The sequence below is a fragment of the Staphylococcus warneri genome, assembly GCF_900636385.1.
Lineage (GTDB): Bacteria > Bacillota > Bacilli > Staphylococcales > Staphylococcaceae > Staphylococcus > Staphylococcus warneri.
Genome location: NZ_LR134269.1, coordinates 781906 through 798371, shown reverse-complemented (window position 1 = coordinate 798371; position 16466 = coordinate 781906). Strand labels below are relative to the sequence as shown.

At 33.4% G+C, this 16466-nt stretch carries 20 protein-coding genes, 1 pseudogene and 1 riboswitch; of the genes and pseudogenes, 2 read left to right on the top strand and 19 right to left on the bottom strand.

Annotation, left to right across the window (positions count from 1 at the left end; genetic code table 11):
- The first annotated feature begins 103 nt into the window (after positions 1-103).
- Entirely contained in the window at positions 104-748 is a 645-nt protein-coding gene (locus EL082_RS03865; protein ID WP_002466781.1) for an HD domain-containing protein, read from the top strand.
- 37 nt (positions 749-785) lie between these two features.
- Here the strand turns inward: EL082_RS03865 and yidC are convergent, their stop codons facing one another.
- The 7 genes from yidC to EL082_RS03830 form a co-directional block, all read right to left on the bottom strand.
- Entirely contained in the window at positions 786-1655 is an 870-nt protein-coding gene (gene yidC / locus EL082_RS03860) for a membrane protein insertase YidC (RefSeq protein ID WP_002466746.1), read from the bottom strand.
- Positions 1656-1743: 88 nt separating this feature from the next.
- Positions 1744-2385: a thiamine phosphate synthase gene (thiE, locus tag EL082_RS03855; protein ID WP_015364827.1), complete on the bottom strand. Its 642-nt coding sequence runs from the start codon at positions 2383-2385 to the stop codon at positions 1744-1746.
- The gene (gene thiM / locus EL082_RS03850) at positions 2386-3177 is read right to left on the bottom strand and encodes a hydroxyethylthiazole kinase (RefSeq protein WP_049414640.1); all 792 of its coding nucleotides are present in this window, start codon (positions 3175-3177) and stop codon (positions 2386-2388) included.
- A complete protein-coding gene (gene thiD / locus EL082_RS03845) occupies positions 3170-3991 on the bottom strand; it encodes a bifunctional hydroxymethylpyrimidine kinase/phosphomethylpyrimidine kinase (protein WP_002466789.1) in 822 nt (273 codons plus the stop codon). Before thiD ends, thiM begins: the two co-directional genes overlap by 8 nt.
- The gene (tenA, locus tag EL082_RS03840) at positions 3984-4673 is read right to left on the bottom strand and encodes a thiaminase II (RefSeq protein WP_002466756.1); all 690 of its coding nucleotides are present in this window, start codon (positions 4671-4673) and stop codon (positions 3984-3986) included. The genes thiD and tenA overlap by 8 nt, the downstream gene beginning before the upstream one ends.
- Before the next feature lie 77 nt (positions 4674-4750).
- Positions 4751-4852: riboswitch (TPP riboswitch) on the bottom strand.
- Between the two features lie 161 nt (positions 4853-5013).
- Positions 5014-5745, bottom strand: a complete 732-nt coding sequence (locus tag EL082_RS03835; RefSeq protein ID WP_015364826.1) for a transglycosylase family protein — start codon at positions 5743-5745, stop codon at positions 5014-5016.
- 408 nt (positions 5746-6153) lie between these two features.
- Positions 6154-6537, bottom strand: coding sequence for a single-stranded DNA-binding protein (locus tag EL082_RS03830; protein ID WP_002466750.1), 384 nt, complete (start codon positions 6535-6537; stop codon positions 6154-6156).
- A gap of 187 nt (positions 6538-6724) precedes the next feature.
- Here EL082_RS03830 and EL082_RS03825 point away from each other — a divergent pair, with 187 nt between their 5' ends.
- Positions 6725-7165 carry a YwpF-like family protein gene (locus EL082_RS03825; protein WP_002466783.1) on the top strand — a complete coding sequence of 147 codons (441 nt, stop codon included), beginning with the start codon at positions 6725-6727 and terminating at the stop codon, positions 7163-7165.
- Between the two features lie 8 nt (positions 7166-7173).
- Here EL082_RS03825 and EL082_RS03820 read toward each other — a convergent pair.
- The 12 genes and pseudogenes from EL082_RS03820 to atpB form a co-directional block, all read right to left on the bottom strand.
- Positions 7174-7492 (bottom strand): annotated as a pseudogene (locus EL082_RS03820) (transposase); the annotation flags it as partial.
- Between the two features lie 282 nt (positions 7493-7774).
- Complete coding sequence (gene fabZ / locus EL082_RS03815; RefSeq protein ID WP_002451649.1) at positions 7775-8215, bottom strand: 3-hydroxyacyl-ACP dehydratase FabZ; 441 nt, start codon at positions 8213-8215, stop codon at positions 7775-7777.
- 43 nt (positions 8216-8258) lie between these two features.
- Complete coding sequence (gene murA, locus EL082_RS03810) at positions 8259-9524, bottom strand: UDP-N-acetylglucosamine 1-carboxyvinyltransferase (RefSeq protein WP_002466773.1); 1266 nt, start codon at positions 9522-9524, stop codon at positions 8259-8261.
- Between the two features lie 111 nt (positions 9525-9635).
- Entirely contained in the window at positions 9636-9869 is a 234-nt protein-coding gene (locus EL082_RS03805; RefSeq protein ID WP_015364825.1) for a DUF1146 family protein, read from the bottom strand.
- 151 nt (positions 9870-10020) lie between these two features.
- Complete coding sequence (locus EL082_RS03800) at positions 10021-10425, bottom strand: F0F1 ATP synthase subunit epsilon (RefSeq protein ID WP_002451652.1); 405 nt, start codon at positions 10423-10425, stop codon at positions 10021-10023.
- Positions 10426-10444: 19 nt separating this feature from the next.
- Positions 10445-11857 (bottom strand): F0F1 ATP synthase subunit beta, encoded by a 1413-nt coding sequence (gene atpD / locus EL082_RS03795; protein WP_049414643.1) that lies wholly within the window; start codon positions 11855-11857, stop codon positions 10445-10447.
- A 21-nt stretch (positions 11858-11878) separates the two neighbouring features.
- Positions 11879-12745 carry an ATP synthase F1 subunit gamma gene (atpG, locus tag EL082_RS03790; RefSeq protein ID WP_002466776.1) on the bottom strand — a complete coding sequence of 289 codons (867 nt, stop codon included), beginning with the start codon at positions 12743-12745 and terminating at the stop codon, positions 11879-11881.
- Positions 12746-12775: 30 nt separating this feature from the next.
- Positions 12776-14284, bottom strand: a complete 1509-nt coding sequence (gene atpA / locus EL082_RS03785) for a F0F1 ATP synthase subunit alpha (RefSeq protein ID WP_002466761.1) — start codon at positions 14282-14284, stop codon at positions 12776-12778.
- 22 nt (positions 14285-14306) lie between these two features.
- Positions 14307-14846 (bottom strand): F0F1 ATP synthase subunit delta, encoded by a 540-nt coding sequence (locus EL082_RS03780; protein WP_103286368.1) that lies wholly within the window; start codon positions 14844-14846, stop codon positions 14307-14309.
- Positions 14846-15367 (bottom strand): F0F1 ATP synthase subunit B, encoded by a 522-nt coding sequence (locus tag EL082_RS03775; protein ID WP_002451657.1) that lies wholly within the window; start codon positions 15365-15367, stop codon positions 14846-14848. Before EL082_RS03775 ends, EL082_RS03780 begins: the two co-directional genes overlap by 1 nt.
- A gap of 95 nt (positions 15368-15462) precedes the next feature.
- The gene (gene atpE, locus EL082_RS03770; protein ID WP_001048816.1) at positions 15463-15675 is read right to left on the bottom strand and encodes a F0F1 ATP synthase subunit C; all 213 of its coding nucleotides are present in this window, start codon (positions 15673-15675) and stop codon (positions 15463-15465) included.
- A gap of 40 nt (positions 15676-15715) precedes the next feature.
- A complete protein-coding gene (gene atpB, locus EL082_RS03765) occupies positions 15716-16444 on the bottom strand; it encodes a F0F1 ATP synthase subunit A (RefSeq protein ID WP_002466772.1) in 729 nt (242 codons plus the stop codon).
- Between the last annotated feature and the right edge of the window lie 22 nt (positions 16445-16466).

The following is a 16466-nucleotide window of genomic DNA, read 5'->3' as shown; positions in this document are numbered from 1 at the left end:
TTAATCGATTGTAAAATAAAAATATATGTAATTAAAATAATATCAAACCTGAGACCAATACCTATTGTTGTCTCAGGTTTTCGTTTTGAAGGGATGAATAGAAATGAAAAATGAAGAACGCATTCAAATTGCTCTAAATTATATGAAAGAATTCCATAAAAATGACTACAGTGGTCATGATGTTGCACATGTTCAACGTGTACATGCATTAGCAAAGTATATTGCTAAGAAAGAAGGTTTTGAACATTCTTTTATTATTGAATTATCAAGTATTCTACATGATACCATTGATCCTAAATTAGTAAATGAACAACAAGCTAAAGACACCTTAATAGAATTTCTAAATAATATTGAATTATCTATAGATGATCAAAATCATGTTATACATATTATTGAGAATATGAGTTATAAGAATGGTTCTAACAACCATATTGAATTATCAACCGAAGGTCAAATTGTGAGAGATGCCGATCGTTTAGATGCCATTGGAGCTATTGGTATTGCTAGAACATTTCAATTTGCAGGTTATTTCAATGAACCAATGTGGACAGAAGCAAAGGTTCCTGATGATTTTAGCGATCATACTCTAACACAATTACCACCTTCCGCTATCAAACACTTTTATGAAAAATTATTTAAACTTAAAGATTTAATGCATACTAAAACTGCTAAGCATATTGCAACGCAACGACATGAATTTATGAAGACTTTTGTTTCCCAATTCTTAGATGAATGGCACTATATATAAGAAAAACCAGCAAATCAGTGATTTGCTGGTTCTTAAATTATTTTTTATTTTTCTTTGAAACGACTTGAGTATTTTTACCTTTTTTATTTGATGACTTGCCGTCTTGATCAAATTTTTCAAGTAATGGTTCAACTTCTTTTTTAGCAAGTTTAGAATAATACATATTAGCAAAGTGTGTTTGTACAACTAAGAATGCTGCACTGACTGACCAATATAAACCTAAAGCTGAAGCTGAACTTAATGAAATCCAAATAATCATGATTGGTGATACAATCATCATCATGTAACCCATTTGACGTTGTTCTTGTGGCATAGTTTTACTTGAAACATATGCTTGAATAAAGTAAAGCACACCTGCAATAATTGTAATCCAAATATCTGGTTTAGTTAAATTAAACCATAAAAAATGAGGGTGTACAGATAAGCCACTGACTAACTTGTCCTTAAGAACAAAGTATAATCCCATGATAATAGGCATTTGAATTAGCATTGGTAAACAACCTAGCATGCTCTTCATTGGATTCATATCATATTTTTTATAGACTTCCATTAATTCTTGGTTAGCCGCCATTTTCTCTTCTTGAGTGCGTGCACGTTTAACCTTTTCCTGAATACCATCTACTTCAGGTTTAGCAACTTTCATTTTTTCACGCATCATATGACTATTTTTATAGTTAGATAACATGAATGGAAGTAACACAAGACGAATAACAAATACTAAAATGATAATAGCTAAACCATAATCATTGTGTAAAACATCGTTACCCAACCACTGTAATAAGTGTTTCATTGGATCAACGAACGTATTATAGAAAAATCCACTACGAGCTCCAGGTTTTGAATAATCACAGCCTGCTAAAAAGACCATTAAACCTAAAAACAAAGGTAGCAACGCTTTTTTCTTCATTTTTCCACCTCTATTGTAATATTCACATAGGATTTATTCTATCATACTCATACTCTAGGATAAAACAAAAAGTGGAAAAAATTAAAGATTACTTGAAATATTTCTTGAATTCATTAACAGTGTTGTCAATATTGTTACTTCTACTTATTGCTGAAATCACTGAAATACCATCAGCCCCTGCATTAGCAATGAGTCCTACATTATCTTCAGTAATACCGCCAATGGCAACCATAGGAAATTTACCCATTTTTTGTCTTAATTGTTTAATCATATCAGGTCCTACAGGTGCATTAGCATCACTTTTAGATGGCGTTTCAAACATTGGTCCAACTCCGATGTAATCAACATTAGTGAGATCCGATTTTTCATACTCATACAAATTACCGACACTAAGACCAATAATCTTATCTTGAAAGTCATTTGAAAAGGCTCTAACCGCTTCATCATCTTGACCAACGTGAATACCATCAGCATTAATACGCTTAGCTAGAGACACATCATCATTAACAATAAATGGTACAGAATATGTGTTACATAGCGCTTGTAACTCTTTAGCTAATTTTTCTTTATTCAATCCAGATAAAGCCTTGTCGCCTTTTTCTCTAAATTGAAACATCGTTATGCCAGCTTCTAAAGCTTGTGTAAGGATGTCTTGAATAGTTTGATTTTCTGGTATATCTTGAGTGCCACATATAAAGTAAATTTTTAATTCTGAAGCTTTAAATGACATTTATTCAACCTCTTCTTTGCTAACAAATTTTTTATAGGTTTGATAATTCAATAAATACAATTGATCTAGCAATTCAGACAAAAATGAGCCAGGACCTTTAGCATGATCTGCTTCTTCAGCAACTTCTCCAGCTATATTATAAAAACTTACTGCTTCGACAAGTGTTTCTTGTTGAGGATGCTGATTTCTAAATAAGAAACTAGCAATAATTCCACCTAATAGGCAACCAGCACCTGTGATTTTAGCAGACATTGGTGAACCGTTCGAAAGTTTAGTCACTTTGTCATCTTGAACAACAATATCTTCTTTTCCTGTGATTACAATTGCAGTTTGATATTTTTGATAAGCCTTCTTAGCAATATCTATTGCATTTAGCGAACTATCTCCATCAGTACCCTTCATTGTTGTATTGTTATCAATGAGAGTCAAGATTTCTGAAGCGTTGCCTTTAATCACTGCAACTTTAACTCCATTTAAAAAGTTTTTACAAAAATCTTTTCTGTATTGTGAAGCTCCTACTGCGACAGGATCAAAAACAATTGGTGTACCAATTTGATTTGCAATTTTACCTATCTTAATTAAATCTGCTTCATTATTATGCGTAAGTGTACCAATATTAATAAGTAATCCACTCGCAACTTGATAAAAATCTTTAGCCTCTTCTGGTGCTTCACTCATTGCCGGACTTGCACCAATACTTAATAATCCATTTGCAGTAAAATTCTTAACTACATCGTTTGTATAACATACAATTAAAGGGTTCTCATTTCTTAGCTTTTCTAAATTATTCATCATCTAAACCTACTTTCTTAAGATACGCAAAATGATTGACTGGGCCACGACCTTTACCAATCTCAGGGGTATATTTAATACTCAACGAAATAAATTTTTTTGCTTTTTCAACTGCTTCATAAATACTACGACCTTTAGCTAGTTCGGCAGCAATGACAGCTGAAAACGTACAACCTGTACCGTGTGTATGTTTAGTATCAAATCGTTCATCTTCAAATGTGTAAACGCCATCTTTTGTAAATAAAAAATCTTTAGCATTATTTAAGTCAGCAGAATGTCCACCCTTAATGACTACACCCTTGCTTCCAATTTCATTGATAAATATATCTCCTGCTTTTCGAATATTTTCTTCAGTATCAATCTTTATTCCAGTGATTTCTTCCGCTTCTGGAATATTAGGCGTAACAACATCAGCTAGTGGCAATAATGTACTTTGCAACTTTTGTTTGGTTTGATCATCCATCAACGAATCCCCACTTTTGGCTAACATGACAGGATCAATCACGTATGGAATTGTAGGATAATCTTCTAAATAATTTTTGATTAATTGCATCGTCTCCTCTGTAGCAATCATTCCTGTTTTAATTGCATGAGGAAGTTCATCATTAAATACACTATCCAATTGCTCTTTAACCCATGATGTCTCTAAATTATGAATATGGTCTACCCCCATTGTATTCTGAGCAACAATACTTGTTATAGCTGCCATTCCATAAACACCACAAGAATGGAATGACTTCAAATCAGCCATTACACCAGCACCGCCAGTTGGATCAGTACCTGCAATAGTTAAAGCAATTTTAGGTTTATTCATCTTTGTCACCTCTAAAATTCCATTTTTCATCTACGTAGGCCATATTGAAAAAGTTTCTTTCATGAATAGTACTTTGTAAGAAATTCTCCTTAATCTCTTCTTTTTCTTCTGAAGTACAATTCTCTGTTAAACGATCCATTAATTCATCAAATAAATTTACTAATGCATCCATTTCTGTACTATAAAATTCAAACCAATTAGACGTAATTGAATCTTTATTAAGTTGATTGTCCTTTATCGCTCTTTTACCAATTACCGCATATACATATGGACATGGTGCCATTGCTGCAATCGTATATGCAGCATTTTCATGTGCATAGGCATTATAGTACATATGCTTAATATAATGATCACCACTTGGTGGCCATACCTTTTCTTTAACAATCTCATGATAAGGTTCATTGATAAATGAAGCTAAAATTTCATGTGCCTCTACTTCACCTTCTAATAAAAATTCAATCTGTTCAACTAAAAATTTAACATCATCCATATTAGGCACTTTAGGAATTAATAGTGCATATAGATTAGCAAATTCTTTTAAATAAGATGCATCTGCACGTAAATATTGTCTCACCGCTTGTTTAGATAATTCACCATGTAATAAATCTTGAATGAAACCATCATTATAGATATCTTCAATAATAGGTTCTGCTGCCATTCTTAAATCTTTAGAAAAACTCATAAAATTGCCTCCTTGAAATAAAAAAACTACTTTCCAAACGTGGAAAGTAGCAAAATTAAGGCACGACCTCATACCGTTAATATGTTACACTACTTTCCTCCGTTGGTACTAACCAAATCAGGTTTTAAGGGTCTGAATTAAATTCATCTCAGCCTTCATAGGCGCCCCTAGTAGTTCTTTTTTTAATCATTTTCAATTATTACAATAGCAAATGTAACATATAAATTCAATTATTAAAAAATGTATATCAATATATCTTTTGATATACATATAACTAAATCTAACTTTTCACAAATAAAAAACACCCTATCTAAAGATAGGATGTTTAGTGAAATCTATATTATGCAGTAACCCATTGGCTTGGGCCAGCTGTATCATATAATTTTTGTGCTGCAGCGTCTTGAACATGTTCAGGAGCGCTAGAAGCTGGTTGACCTTTGTACTCAGATGGAGCTACTGAATCCCATGTAGATTGTAAGAATTGATACTTACCTGAAGCACCTGTTGATGGGTTTGTAGCGTGGATGTCGCCACCTGATTCACGTTGTGCGATTTGTTTTAAGTGATCATTAACATTTACTGATGAACCACTTGAAGCTTCATTTGAGCTTGATTCATTGTTTGAAGTAGTAGCTTCTTGTTGTGGTTGTTGAGTTTGCTCTGTTTGTGGAGCAGAAACTTGCTCAGGTTGAGCAGAGTTTGATTGTTGTTGGTTGCTAACTTCTTCTGCTGAAGTTTGGTTAGTTGATGCTGAAGCTTGTTCACTTACATCTTGTTGTGGTTGAGCTTGAGTATTTGAAGCTTCACTTGATTGACCAGATTGGTGGAAATCCCATGAGAAGTTTGAACCATCTGATTCAAAATGATAAGTGAAACCATTATAATCGAATGTATAGTTATAAGCGCCTTCTTGGATAGGGCTTTCGTTTAATGATTGATCATTTGATTGTGCTTTTTGAGCTAATTCAGCTTCATTGATATTTGCTTCACTTGCGTGTGCGTCGTGTCCAGCGTTACCTGCTACAACGCCTAATCCTACTGCTAATGATGATGCGATAATTGTCTTTTTCATTATTAAAAAATCCTCCTAAAAGTGATTTGTTTTCTTTAACTAATTTACAAATACAACTTTAACATCTATAAATACACTGCAGGTTACAGCCAAATAAAAAAGGAAGCCTTTTTTTTACGTCCTAATTACATCGTAAATTGGTGTAAATTTAAATTATAAGTCTTTTGAAAACTGCCATGACAGTTTATAAAGGTTATATACTTGTGATATGTATGTAATACAAATGAAATCTATCAGATAATTCTGACGTAAAAGTGCCTATTTTTAAGTAATATATGGTACAAAAACGACCTTTTTATTTTATTAAATTTTAAAAAGGTCGCTTGAGTATAATTGAAAGATGATAATTTATATTAAGATAGGATAAAAGTATAAATAATTGGGAGTTGTTGAATAATTAATGGCTATCTAACCTATATGAAAGCATTCATTTTGTGCTTCATTAAATTCGTTAGAGAGGATATTGGATTCTTTTGTCTTAGAGGACATAAATTTAATTGTTTCTACATATACTTCAGTTACAAAATGTGTCTGATTATCTTTTTCATACTTACGAGATCGCATTTGACCTGTAATACCCACTAAAGAACCCTGTGATGTATACATTTCGATATTCGTAGCTGTTTTACCAAAAGCTTTACAATATAGGTAATCGCATGCGATTTCATTGTTCTGATCTTTATAATTTCTTTCCGTAGCAACGCAAAATGTTGCTACTTTACTACCTTCCTCCTTTTCAAAAATTTGGGCATCCTTTGTAAGTCTGCCAACTAAAACTATTTTATTTAACATGTGTCACCTCCTCTTAAGTAATATAATAATCACATCTATTAATACCGTCAAAATGCTAATTTTTCGAAATATATAGCTATTTCCCCTTCATTTTTGATATATTTAAAGAAAATAATCAATATTTAAATCGGTTGATTAAAAATAAATCACTTTTTGTAAATATATAAATAAATGGGATGTGGACTTAATGAAGACATTTAAAGCTGTACGTTTTCAAATTGTAAGCGAGAATGGCGGTGTAACTGAATATGAACTAGAAGACGGCGTGATTATCAATAAAGAAGGTAGTGGTACAGGATGGCTTTTAGAAATTGTCATTTCTAATGAACACTATCACACATTTAAGGAGTATAAAGACAATGAACAATTGTTAGATATACGTGTTGTCATAACAAGACCTGCCAACGATCCTGCATTATTTGATGCCACTGTAAAAAGTGTAACTCAGTTTGAAAAAACAATGTCTATAGTATTCGAATGCCATATTTATACTCTTAGACAAGTCTATGCAGAAAGTTTATTAGAAGAATTAGTTAATGATGGACTAACTGGTGAAGAATTAAAGAAAACATTCAATCGTATGATGCAATCTAAACCTAAACTTAAAGATGAAAAATTCGAAAGATAAATTCAAAAGGGGTTGACTCTAAAACGGTTAATGGTTTTATAAAAAGGTGTTTGATTTTGTGATAACCACATCATTCTAATGCTATCATTAAGAAGTTTCTCTATTTTACGACCAGAGAAAACAGGTTGCGTATAAGCATATAGAAGAATTTTTAACATCATTTTTGGATGATATGATGTAGCACCTCGATGGTGATTGAATTCATCGAATTCATTATCTGGGATTGTTTCAACAATTTCATTCACATATCGAGCAATCATTTGTAGGAATAAGAATTGAAGTTTCCATTGGTTGTGTAAGTTGAGACATGTTATAAACTTTATACATAAGGCACCTCGTTGATTTAGTTTATTGATATTTATTAAATTATACGAAAGGGCCTTATTTTTTAAAGTATTTTAATGTAAAATAACATGTTAATACGTAGTATTGTTGACGAGACTCCTGAGGGAGCAGTGCCAGTCGAAGACCGAGGCTGAGACGGCACCCTAGGAAAGCGAAGTCATACAATACGAAGTATTGAATATAAAAAGAAGCACAAAGATGATTTTCAATTTCAAATCATCTTTGTGCTATTATTTTTGTGATTTATGTCCCAGGCTCTTTGTTTTACTTAGCATCTTGAATTGCAAAAGTTAATTCACAACTACATGCTAGTTGACCATCTACTGTAGCTTTAGCAGTACCTTTTCCAATAGGTCCTTTTATTTTTGTAATTTCTACTTCTAGCATAAGTGTATCACCAGGTGTTACCTGTCTTTTAAAACGACACTTATCTATACCTGCAAAAAGCGCAATTTTACCTTTATTTTCTTCACTATTTAACATAGCTACTGCACCCGTTTGCGCCAACGCTTCTGTAATTAATACACCAGGCATTACAGCATAATCTGGAAAATGCCCTTGGAAGAATGGTTCGTTACCTGAAACTTGTTTTAATCCCACACAACGCTTACCTTCTTCGTATTCTACAACTCTATCTATCAGTAAAAATGGTTGTCTGTGTGGTATGATTTGTTTGATTTGATTATAATCGAAAATTGTTTCCATGATGTTTAACCCTCCATGTTTGACCAAAAGTTAATGCTTCAAATTAATCATTAATACGTTCGATATTAGCGCCTAATGATTTTAATTTGCCATGTAAATCTACATAACCTCTATCTAAATGTTTTAATTCAGTAACTTGAGTTGTACCTTCAGCAACTAAACCAGCTAAAATAAGTGCTGCTGCTGCTCTTAAATCAGTTGCTTTTACTTGTGCACCTTGTAAATCACTCTTACCTTCAATCTTAGCGCTTCTACCTTCAACATCAATATTTGCATTCATTCTACGGAATTCTGCAACATGCATAAATCTATTTTCAAAGACTGTTTCTGTAATAACTTTATGACCATTGGCTGTTAATAATAATGCCATCATTTGAGATTGCATATCTGTAGGGAACCCAGGGTGTGGTAATGTTTTTACATCTACAGGTTTTAAATCTCCTTCAGCAGATACACGAATGCCATCTTCTTGATAATCTAATTTAACGCCCATTTCTTCAAGTTTATAAACTAAGCTAGACATATGCTCTTTGATTGCACCACGAACAAATATATCTCCACGTGTTATCGCACCTGCAATAAGTAAAGTACCTGCTTCAATTCTATCTGGAATAATTGAATGCTCTACACCTGTTAAATATTCAACACCATGGATTGTAATAGTGTCTGTACCAGCACCTGTAATTTTTCCGCCCATTTCATTTATATAATTAGCTAAATCAACAATTTCAGGTTCTTTAGCAGCATTTTCTAATACTGTTTTTCCTGATGCTAATGATGCAGCCATAATTAAGTTTTGAGTCCCGCCAACGCTTGGGAAGTCTAAATGTATTGAAGCACCTTTTAAACCATCTTTTGCATTTGCATAAATATTTCCATTTTCTAAATGTATTTCAGCTCCTAATGCCTCAAAACCTTTGATATGTTGTTCAATAGGACGACTTCCAATCGCACAACCACCTGGTAATGCAACTATCGCATGTCCTAAACGTGCTAATAAAGGTCCCATAACTAAAATACTTGCACGCATTTTACTTACATATTCATATGGGGCCTCTTCATTTAATGTTTTAGTAGCATCTACTACCACTGCATTTTCATCTTTTTTATATGTAACATCTGCATTTAATGTTGATAATACATTATTAATTGTTTCTACGTCACTTAATGCAGGTACATTAACTAATTTGCTTGTACCTTTAGAAGCTAAGAGTGAAGCTGTTAACACAGGTAAAACTGCATTTTTAGCACCTTCTACTTTGACTTCTCCTTTTAATTGGTTACCACCATTAATTACTATTTTATCCATCTTAAATCCTCCACTTAAATCTCCTAGTTATTTACATTTCCCTACTATATAAAATTTATTATTCATTATTATATTATATCCGTTTTTCAATATGAAAAAACTAAAAACGCACTATTTCATTATATATTTTAATTGAGTGGAAAACTGTAATAAGTCAATTATGAAATTACTCACACTCGTTCCCAACATTATAGCTATAAATATCATACAAATTTGAACTTGTGTAGCATAACCTTTTTTAAAAAATTGATCGAGGCGAATTGAATTCAATGCCCAATAAGCTATGCAAATACATATCACATGTAATATCAAATGTATAATTGCAAACTGTCCAAGATAATCCATAGTTAACTCCTTAGAATTGATTACTGTATAACATTGTACATGAAAAAAGTTAATAATGATACTACAATTAACTGTAAACAAAGGAAGATTTATATGTATATTAAAAGGCTTGGAAACACCATATCTGGTTTATTTCCAAGCCTTTTATCATTTATTTAAGTTCAGCCACACGTAAACGGTTATTTGCTCGTTCTAACGCTCTTTTGGCTCTATTAATGTCACTATTATCATCATCATTATCTAAATGCGATTCTGCTCTTGATTTAGCTAATTTAGCTCTTTCAACATCAATTTCAGTAGCAGTTTCAGCTGTTTGGACAATAATTGATAGTTGATGTTGTCTAACTTCTACAAACCCATCACTAACTGCTATATATTCATTTCCATTATGAAAATTTACTTTGACATAGCCAGTCTTTAATGCAGAAACGGTTGGAATGTGTCCATTCATCACACCCATTTCGCCAGCTGTAGTTTGTAAAACAGCTAGTTCTACATCATCTCGTTCATAGACAGAACCATTAGGAGTGACAATATTTAGGCTTAATGTATTCATTATCCATACCTCCTAATTATTAGACTTCAACACCCATGTCTTTAGCTTTCGCAATTACATCTTGCATGCTACCTACTAAGCGGAATGCATCTTCCGGAATATGATCATATTTACCTTCTAAGATATCTTTAAAGTCCGCTACAGTTGTTTTAACAGGAACATAAGATCCTTTTTGACCAGTGAACTGTTCAGCCACGTGGAAGTTTTGTGATAAGAAGAATTGAATTCTACGTGCACGTTCTACAGTTTGTCTATCTTCTTCAGATAATTCATCCATACCAAGAATTGCAATGATATCTTGTAATTCTCTATATTTTTGTAATGTAGATTGAACTCCACGAGCTACTTCATAATGTTCTTGACCAACAATTGATGGTTCTAAAGCTCTAGAAGTTGATGCTAATGGATCAACAGCTGGATAAATACCCATTTCAGTTAACTTACGCTCTAAGTTTGTAGTTGAGTCTAAGTGAGCGAAGGCAGTTGCTGGCGCTGGGTCAGTGTAGTCATCGGCAGGTACGAAAACTGCTTGAATAGATGTTACAGAACCTTTATTTGTAGATGTAATTCGTTCTTGTAATTGACCCATTTCAGTTGCTAATGTTGGTTGGTAACCAACGGCTGAAGGCATACGACCAAGTAATGCAGAAACTTCAGAACCAGCTTGTGTAAATCTGAAAATATTATCGATGAATAAAAGTACGTCTTGTCCTTGTTCATCACGGAAGTATTCAGCCATAGTTAAACCAGATAAAGCTACACGCATACGTGCGCCAGGTGGTTCATTCATTTGTCCAAATACCATCGCTGTTTTCTTAATTACACCACTATCACTCATTTCATAGTATAAATCATTACCTTCACGAGTACGTTCACCTACACCCGCGAATACTGAAATACCACCATGTTCTTGTGCAATATTGTTAATTAATTCTTGGATTAAAACGGTTTTACCTACTCCGGCACCACCGAATAGTCCAACTTTACCACCTTTAATGTAAGGTGCTAATAAGTCTACTACTTTAATACCTGTTTCTAAGATTTCTACTTCAGTAGATAATTCATCGAAACCTGGTGATTGTCTATGGATTGGATCACGACGTACGGAATCATCAATTTTCTCTTCCAAGTCAATTGTTTCACCTAGTACATTAAACACTCTTCCAAGCGTTTCATCGCCTACAGGTACACTAATATCTTTACCTGTGTCTTTAACATCCATGCCTCTTTGAACACCATCAGTTGAATCCATTGCAATTGTACGTACAACATCATCACCTAATTGTAGTGCAACTTCTAATGTTAAGTTTAACGTTCCATCTTCTTTTGGAACTTCAATAATAAGGGCATTATTAATATCAGGGACTTCGTTATGTTCAAAGCGAACATCAATAACAGGACCCATAACTTGAGTTACACGGCCAATTCTCATGCTTTTTTCCTCCTTTTAATTTTATTCAAGTGCTGCTGAACCACCAACAATTTCAGTGATTTGTTGCGTGATAGCTGCTTGTCTAGCTCTATTGTATTCTAATGATAAGTCATCAATAAGTTCTGTAGCATTATCAGACGCATTTTTCATTGCTGTCATACGTGATGCATGTTCACTTGCTTTAGCGTCTAAAATCGTACCGTATATTAAGCTTTCTACATATTGCGGTAAGATAACACTTAAGATAGATTCTTTATCAGGTTCAAATTCATATGTAGACATATGACCATGACCTTGACTTGAATCTTCTTGAGATAATGGAAGAACCTTTTTAGTAGTAGGTTTATTTTCTAACACACTTACATAATGACTGTAATAAATATTTAACTCATCAATATTTTCTTCACTGTATAAATCAATTGCATGTTTTGCAAGAGCTTGAATAGATTTAAATGAAGGTTGGTCTGGTAAATCAACTAGTGAACTTTCGATTTCATAACCACGTGTTTTTAGGAAATCAACACCTTGTTGACCTAATACCACAATACTATATTCACTACTATCATTATGCTTTTGTTTGATGTCAGTTACTAATCTTTTAAGTACATTAGCACTGTACGCACCAGCTAAACCTTTGTCACTTGTGATAACAAGATAACCACTACGTTTTACATCTCTTTCTTTAAGCATAGGATGGCTAGAATTTTTGTTTGATCCAGCTACAGCTGTAATAGCATCTTGCATTTTATCCATATAAGGCTTGAATTGTTTAGTATTTTTCTCCGCTCTTCGTAATTTAGAGCTTGATACCATGTTCATCGCCTTAGTAATTTGCTTCATCTTTTTGGTTGATTTTATACGTGTATCTATTTCTTTTAAAGAACCCACTATCTCACCACCTTTAATTACTATTCTTTATTATTCAGATTTACTAAAGCTTTTTTTGAATTCCGTAATTGCAGTATCAAATTTATCAGCATCTGGTAAGCCACCAGTTTCTCTGATTTCTGATAATAAATCAGTTGCATTTGAAGCTGCCCAGTGGTTTAGTTCGTCTTCAAAACGAGTAATATCTTCAACTGGGATATCATCTAGATATCCTTTAGTTAATGCAAAGATAATTAATACTTGATTTTCAACAGGAAGTGGTTTGTTTTGATCTTGTTTCAAGATTTCAACTGTACGTTTACCACGCTCTAATTTTCTAGCTGTGAATTCATCTAGATCAGAACCAAATTGAGCAAATGATTCTAATTCTCTATAAGAAGCAAGGTCTAATCTTAAAGTACCTGCAACTTTCTTCATAGCTTTAATTTGTGCTGAACCACCAACACGTGATACGGATTGTCCAGCGTTAATTGCAGGTCTTACACCTGAGAAGAATAAATCAGATTGTAAGAAAATTTGACCATCAGTAATTGAGATAACGTTTGTTGGAACGTAAGCTGAAATGTCTCCAGCTTGAGTTTCAATAATAGGTAACGCAGTAATTGAGCCGCCACCTAAGTCATCATTCAATTTAGCTGCTCTTTCAAGTAATCTACTATGTAGATAGAAAACATCACCTGGATATGCTTCACGACCTGGAGGTCTACGTAATAATAATGATAGTTCACGGTAAGCTGATGCTTGTTTAGTTAAGTCATCATACACGATTAAAACGTGCTTACCATTAAACATGAACTCTTCACCCATAGTTACACCAGCGTATGGTGCAATGTATAGTAATGGAGCTGGTTCAGCTGCAGATGCTGAAACAACGATTGTGTAATCTAAAGCGCCAGCTTGTCTTAATTTTTCAACGTTCGCTCTTACTGTTGAGTCCTTTTGTCCAATCGCAACATAGATACAAATTGTATCTTCTGTTTTTTGGTTTAAAATTGTATCAATTGCGATAGTTGTTTTACCAGTTTGACGGTCACCGATGATTAACTCACGTTGACCACGACCAATAGGTACTAACGCGTCAATTGCTTTGATACCAGTTTGTAAAGGTTCATCAACTGATTTACGATCCATAACACCAGTTGCTTTCTTTTCCACTGGTCTAGTTTTAGTAGCATTGATAGGACCTTGTCCATCAATTGGTTGACCTAATGGATTTACTACACGACCAATAAGTTCTTCACCTACTGGTACTTCCATAATACGTCCTGTACGTTTAACTTCGTCCCCTTCACTAATATCAGTGTATGGTCCTAAGATAACTACACCAACATTAGATTCTTCAAGGTTTTGTGCTAAACCAAGCACGCCGTTTTGGAATTCTACTAGCTCACCAGCCATAACGTCATTTAGTCCGTGAATTAATGCGATACCATCACCAATTTGTAATACTGTACCAACATCTGTAACGGACATTTCTGACTCATAATTCTCAATTTGTGAGCGAAGTAATGCACTGATTTCTTCAGCTTTTATGGCCATCTATGTCACTCCTCTTTATTAATTAGTTAGCTCTTTTAAATTTACGTTGTAATTGAACAAGATCATTTTTGACACTGCAATCCATAACAGTCGTGCCGACCTTAACTCTAAAACCACCAATTAAGTCTTGATTAATTTTAGTATTTACAATTACTTTAGATAAGTTTGTTTGTTCTTTAACTAGTTCAACGATTTTAGAAATTTCATCATCGTTTAAATCATAAGTTGATTCTATTAATGCGAAATCTTGATTATTGTGTTGATTATACTGAGATTGAAAAGCTTTAAATACATCTTCAATGTATGAAATATGACGATTTTCAGCCAATACTTTTAACATATTAACGATATATTGATTAGCGCCACCATAAACATTTTCTACAAAACTTTGACGTTTTTGTAATGTTAATTTTGGATTACTATCAATAGCTTTTAAGTCTTTAATATAATCGAATGAGGGATGACTAATTACTTCCAATTCCTCATAAATATTATCTAATTGATTTGTATCTGCAGAAACATCGAATAATGCCTTTGCGTATTTATCAGCGACTTTTGCCATTATTTATCGCCTGCCTCTTTTAGATACTTTTCAACTAATTCTTTTTGATCTTGCTCTGAAATTTCTTTTCTAAGAACTTTAGAAGCAATAAGTACAGATAGTTCTGATACTTGATTATTAATATCTGCAATTGCACGTTCTTTTTGACTATTAATTTCACTTTGAGCTGTTTCAATCATGCCGTTAGCTCTTACATTAGCTTCATGAATGATTTCTTCATGTTGTTTTCGAGCTTGAACTTTCGCATCTTCTAGAATTCTTTGAACTTCATCTTGAGTTTCTTTAAGTGTCTGTTTATTTTCTTCTTCAAGTTTTTGTGCATTTAATTTAGCTTGTTCAGCATCGTCGATATCTTTGTTAATATCACGTTCACGTTTGTCCATTACTTCTTTTAATGGACCCCAAGCAAACTTTTTCAATAACGCTAATAGGATAATAAAAGTAACGATTTGTACAATTACAGTACCCCACTCAACGCCTGAAGCTGCACCAATAACGAACATATTAGCTGTTGCAGTCACGGGATCATGACACTCCTTTCGTCAAAATAATCATTAAGCTATAAAAAATAAAACGAACGGCGAGAGTCTAATAGACTTCGCCTTAAATAAATGTCTTATCCAGCAAATGTCATGAATGCAATTACAACACCGATGATAGGTAAAGCCTCAACTAAACCAACACCAATGAACATAATACCCATTAATTGACCACGAGCTTCTGGTTGACGTGCTACACCTTCTACTGTTCTAGATACGATAAGACCGTTACCGATACCTGCACCTAATGCTGATAAACCAATTGCGATTGCCGCTGCGATTAAATTCATAATAAATTTTCCTCCTAAGATTGTATATAATTTTTAAAATTTAGTGTCCATCTGCCACTTTATGTGACATGTAAACCATTGAAAGCATAATGAAGATATATGCTTGGATTGAACCTACAAAGATTGAGAATCCTTGCCAAACAATTAAACCTGGAATACCAATAATCCAACCCCAAGCTGGTTGATTTGTTACAAGTCCAGCTAATAGGCTAAGTAGTAACTCACCTGCAAAGATATTACCATATAAACGTAGTCCAAGTGTTAAGGTTGAAGTGAATTCTTCAAAGACGTTTATAATTGCAAGTGGCCAAAAAGGTTGAACGTATCCTTTAAAATAATTCTTCGTACCACGCATTTTAATTCCATAAAAATGTGTTAAAAGAATTACTGTAGTAGACAATGTCAATGTAACTGTTGCATCAGCTGTTGGTGATTTCCACCATAAATAGTGGTCTTTAGTTACAATTGAGAATGGTAAACCTAGCATATTTGCAATAAAGATGTATAAAATTAAAGTCACTGCTAAGAAGTGAAAATGTCCACCTTTTTTCCATGCCATATTACCTTCAATGATTCCTCTAACAAAGTCAAAAATCCATTCAATGAAGTTTTGTTTGCCAGTTGGTCGTTTCTTCAGATTACGTGTGCAAATAATAGCTAATAGAAAAACGATAACTGCAGTAATTAGCACCATCATTACACTTGCCATGTTAAAAACAAGGTCAAAGCCGAAAACATCCCAACTTACTATCGGATGTTTATGATCCATATTCTCACCTCTTTCGTATTGA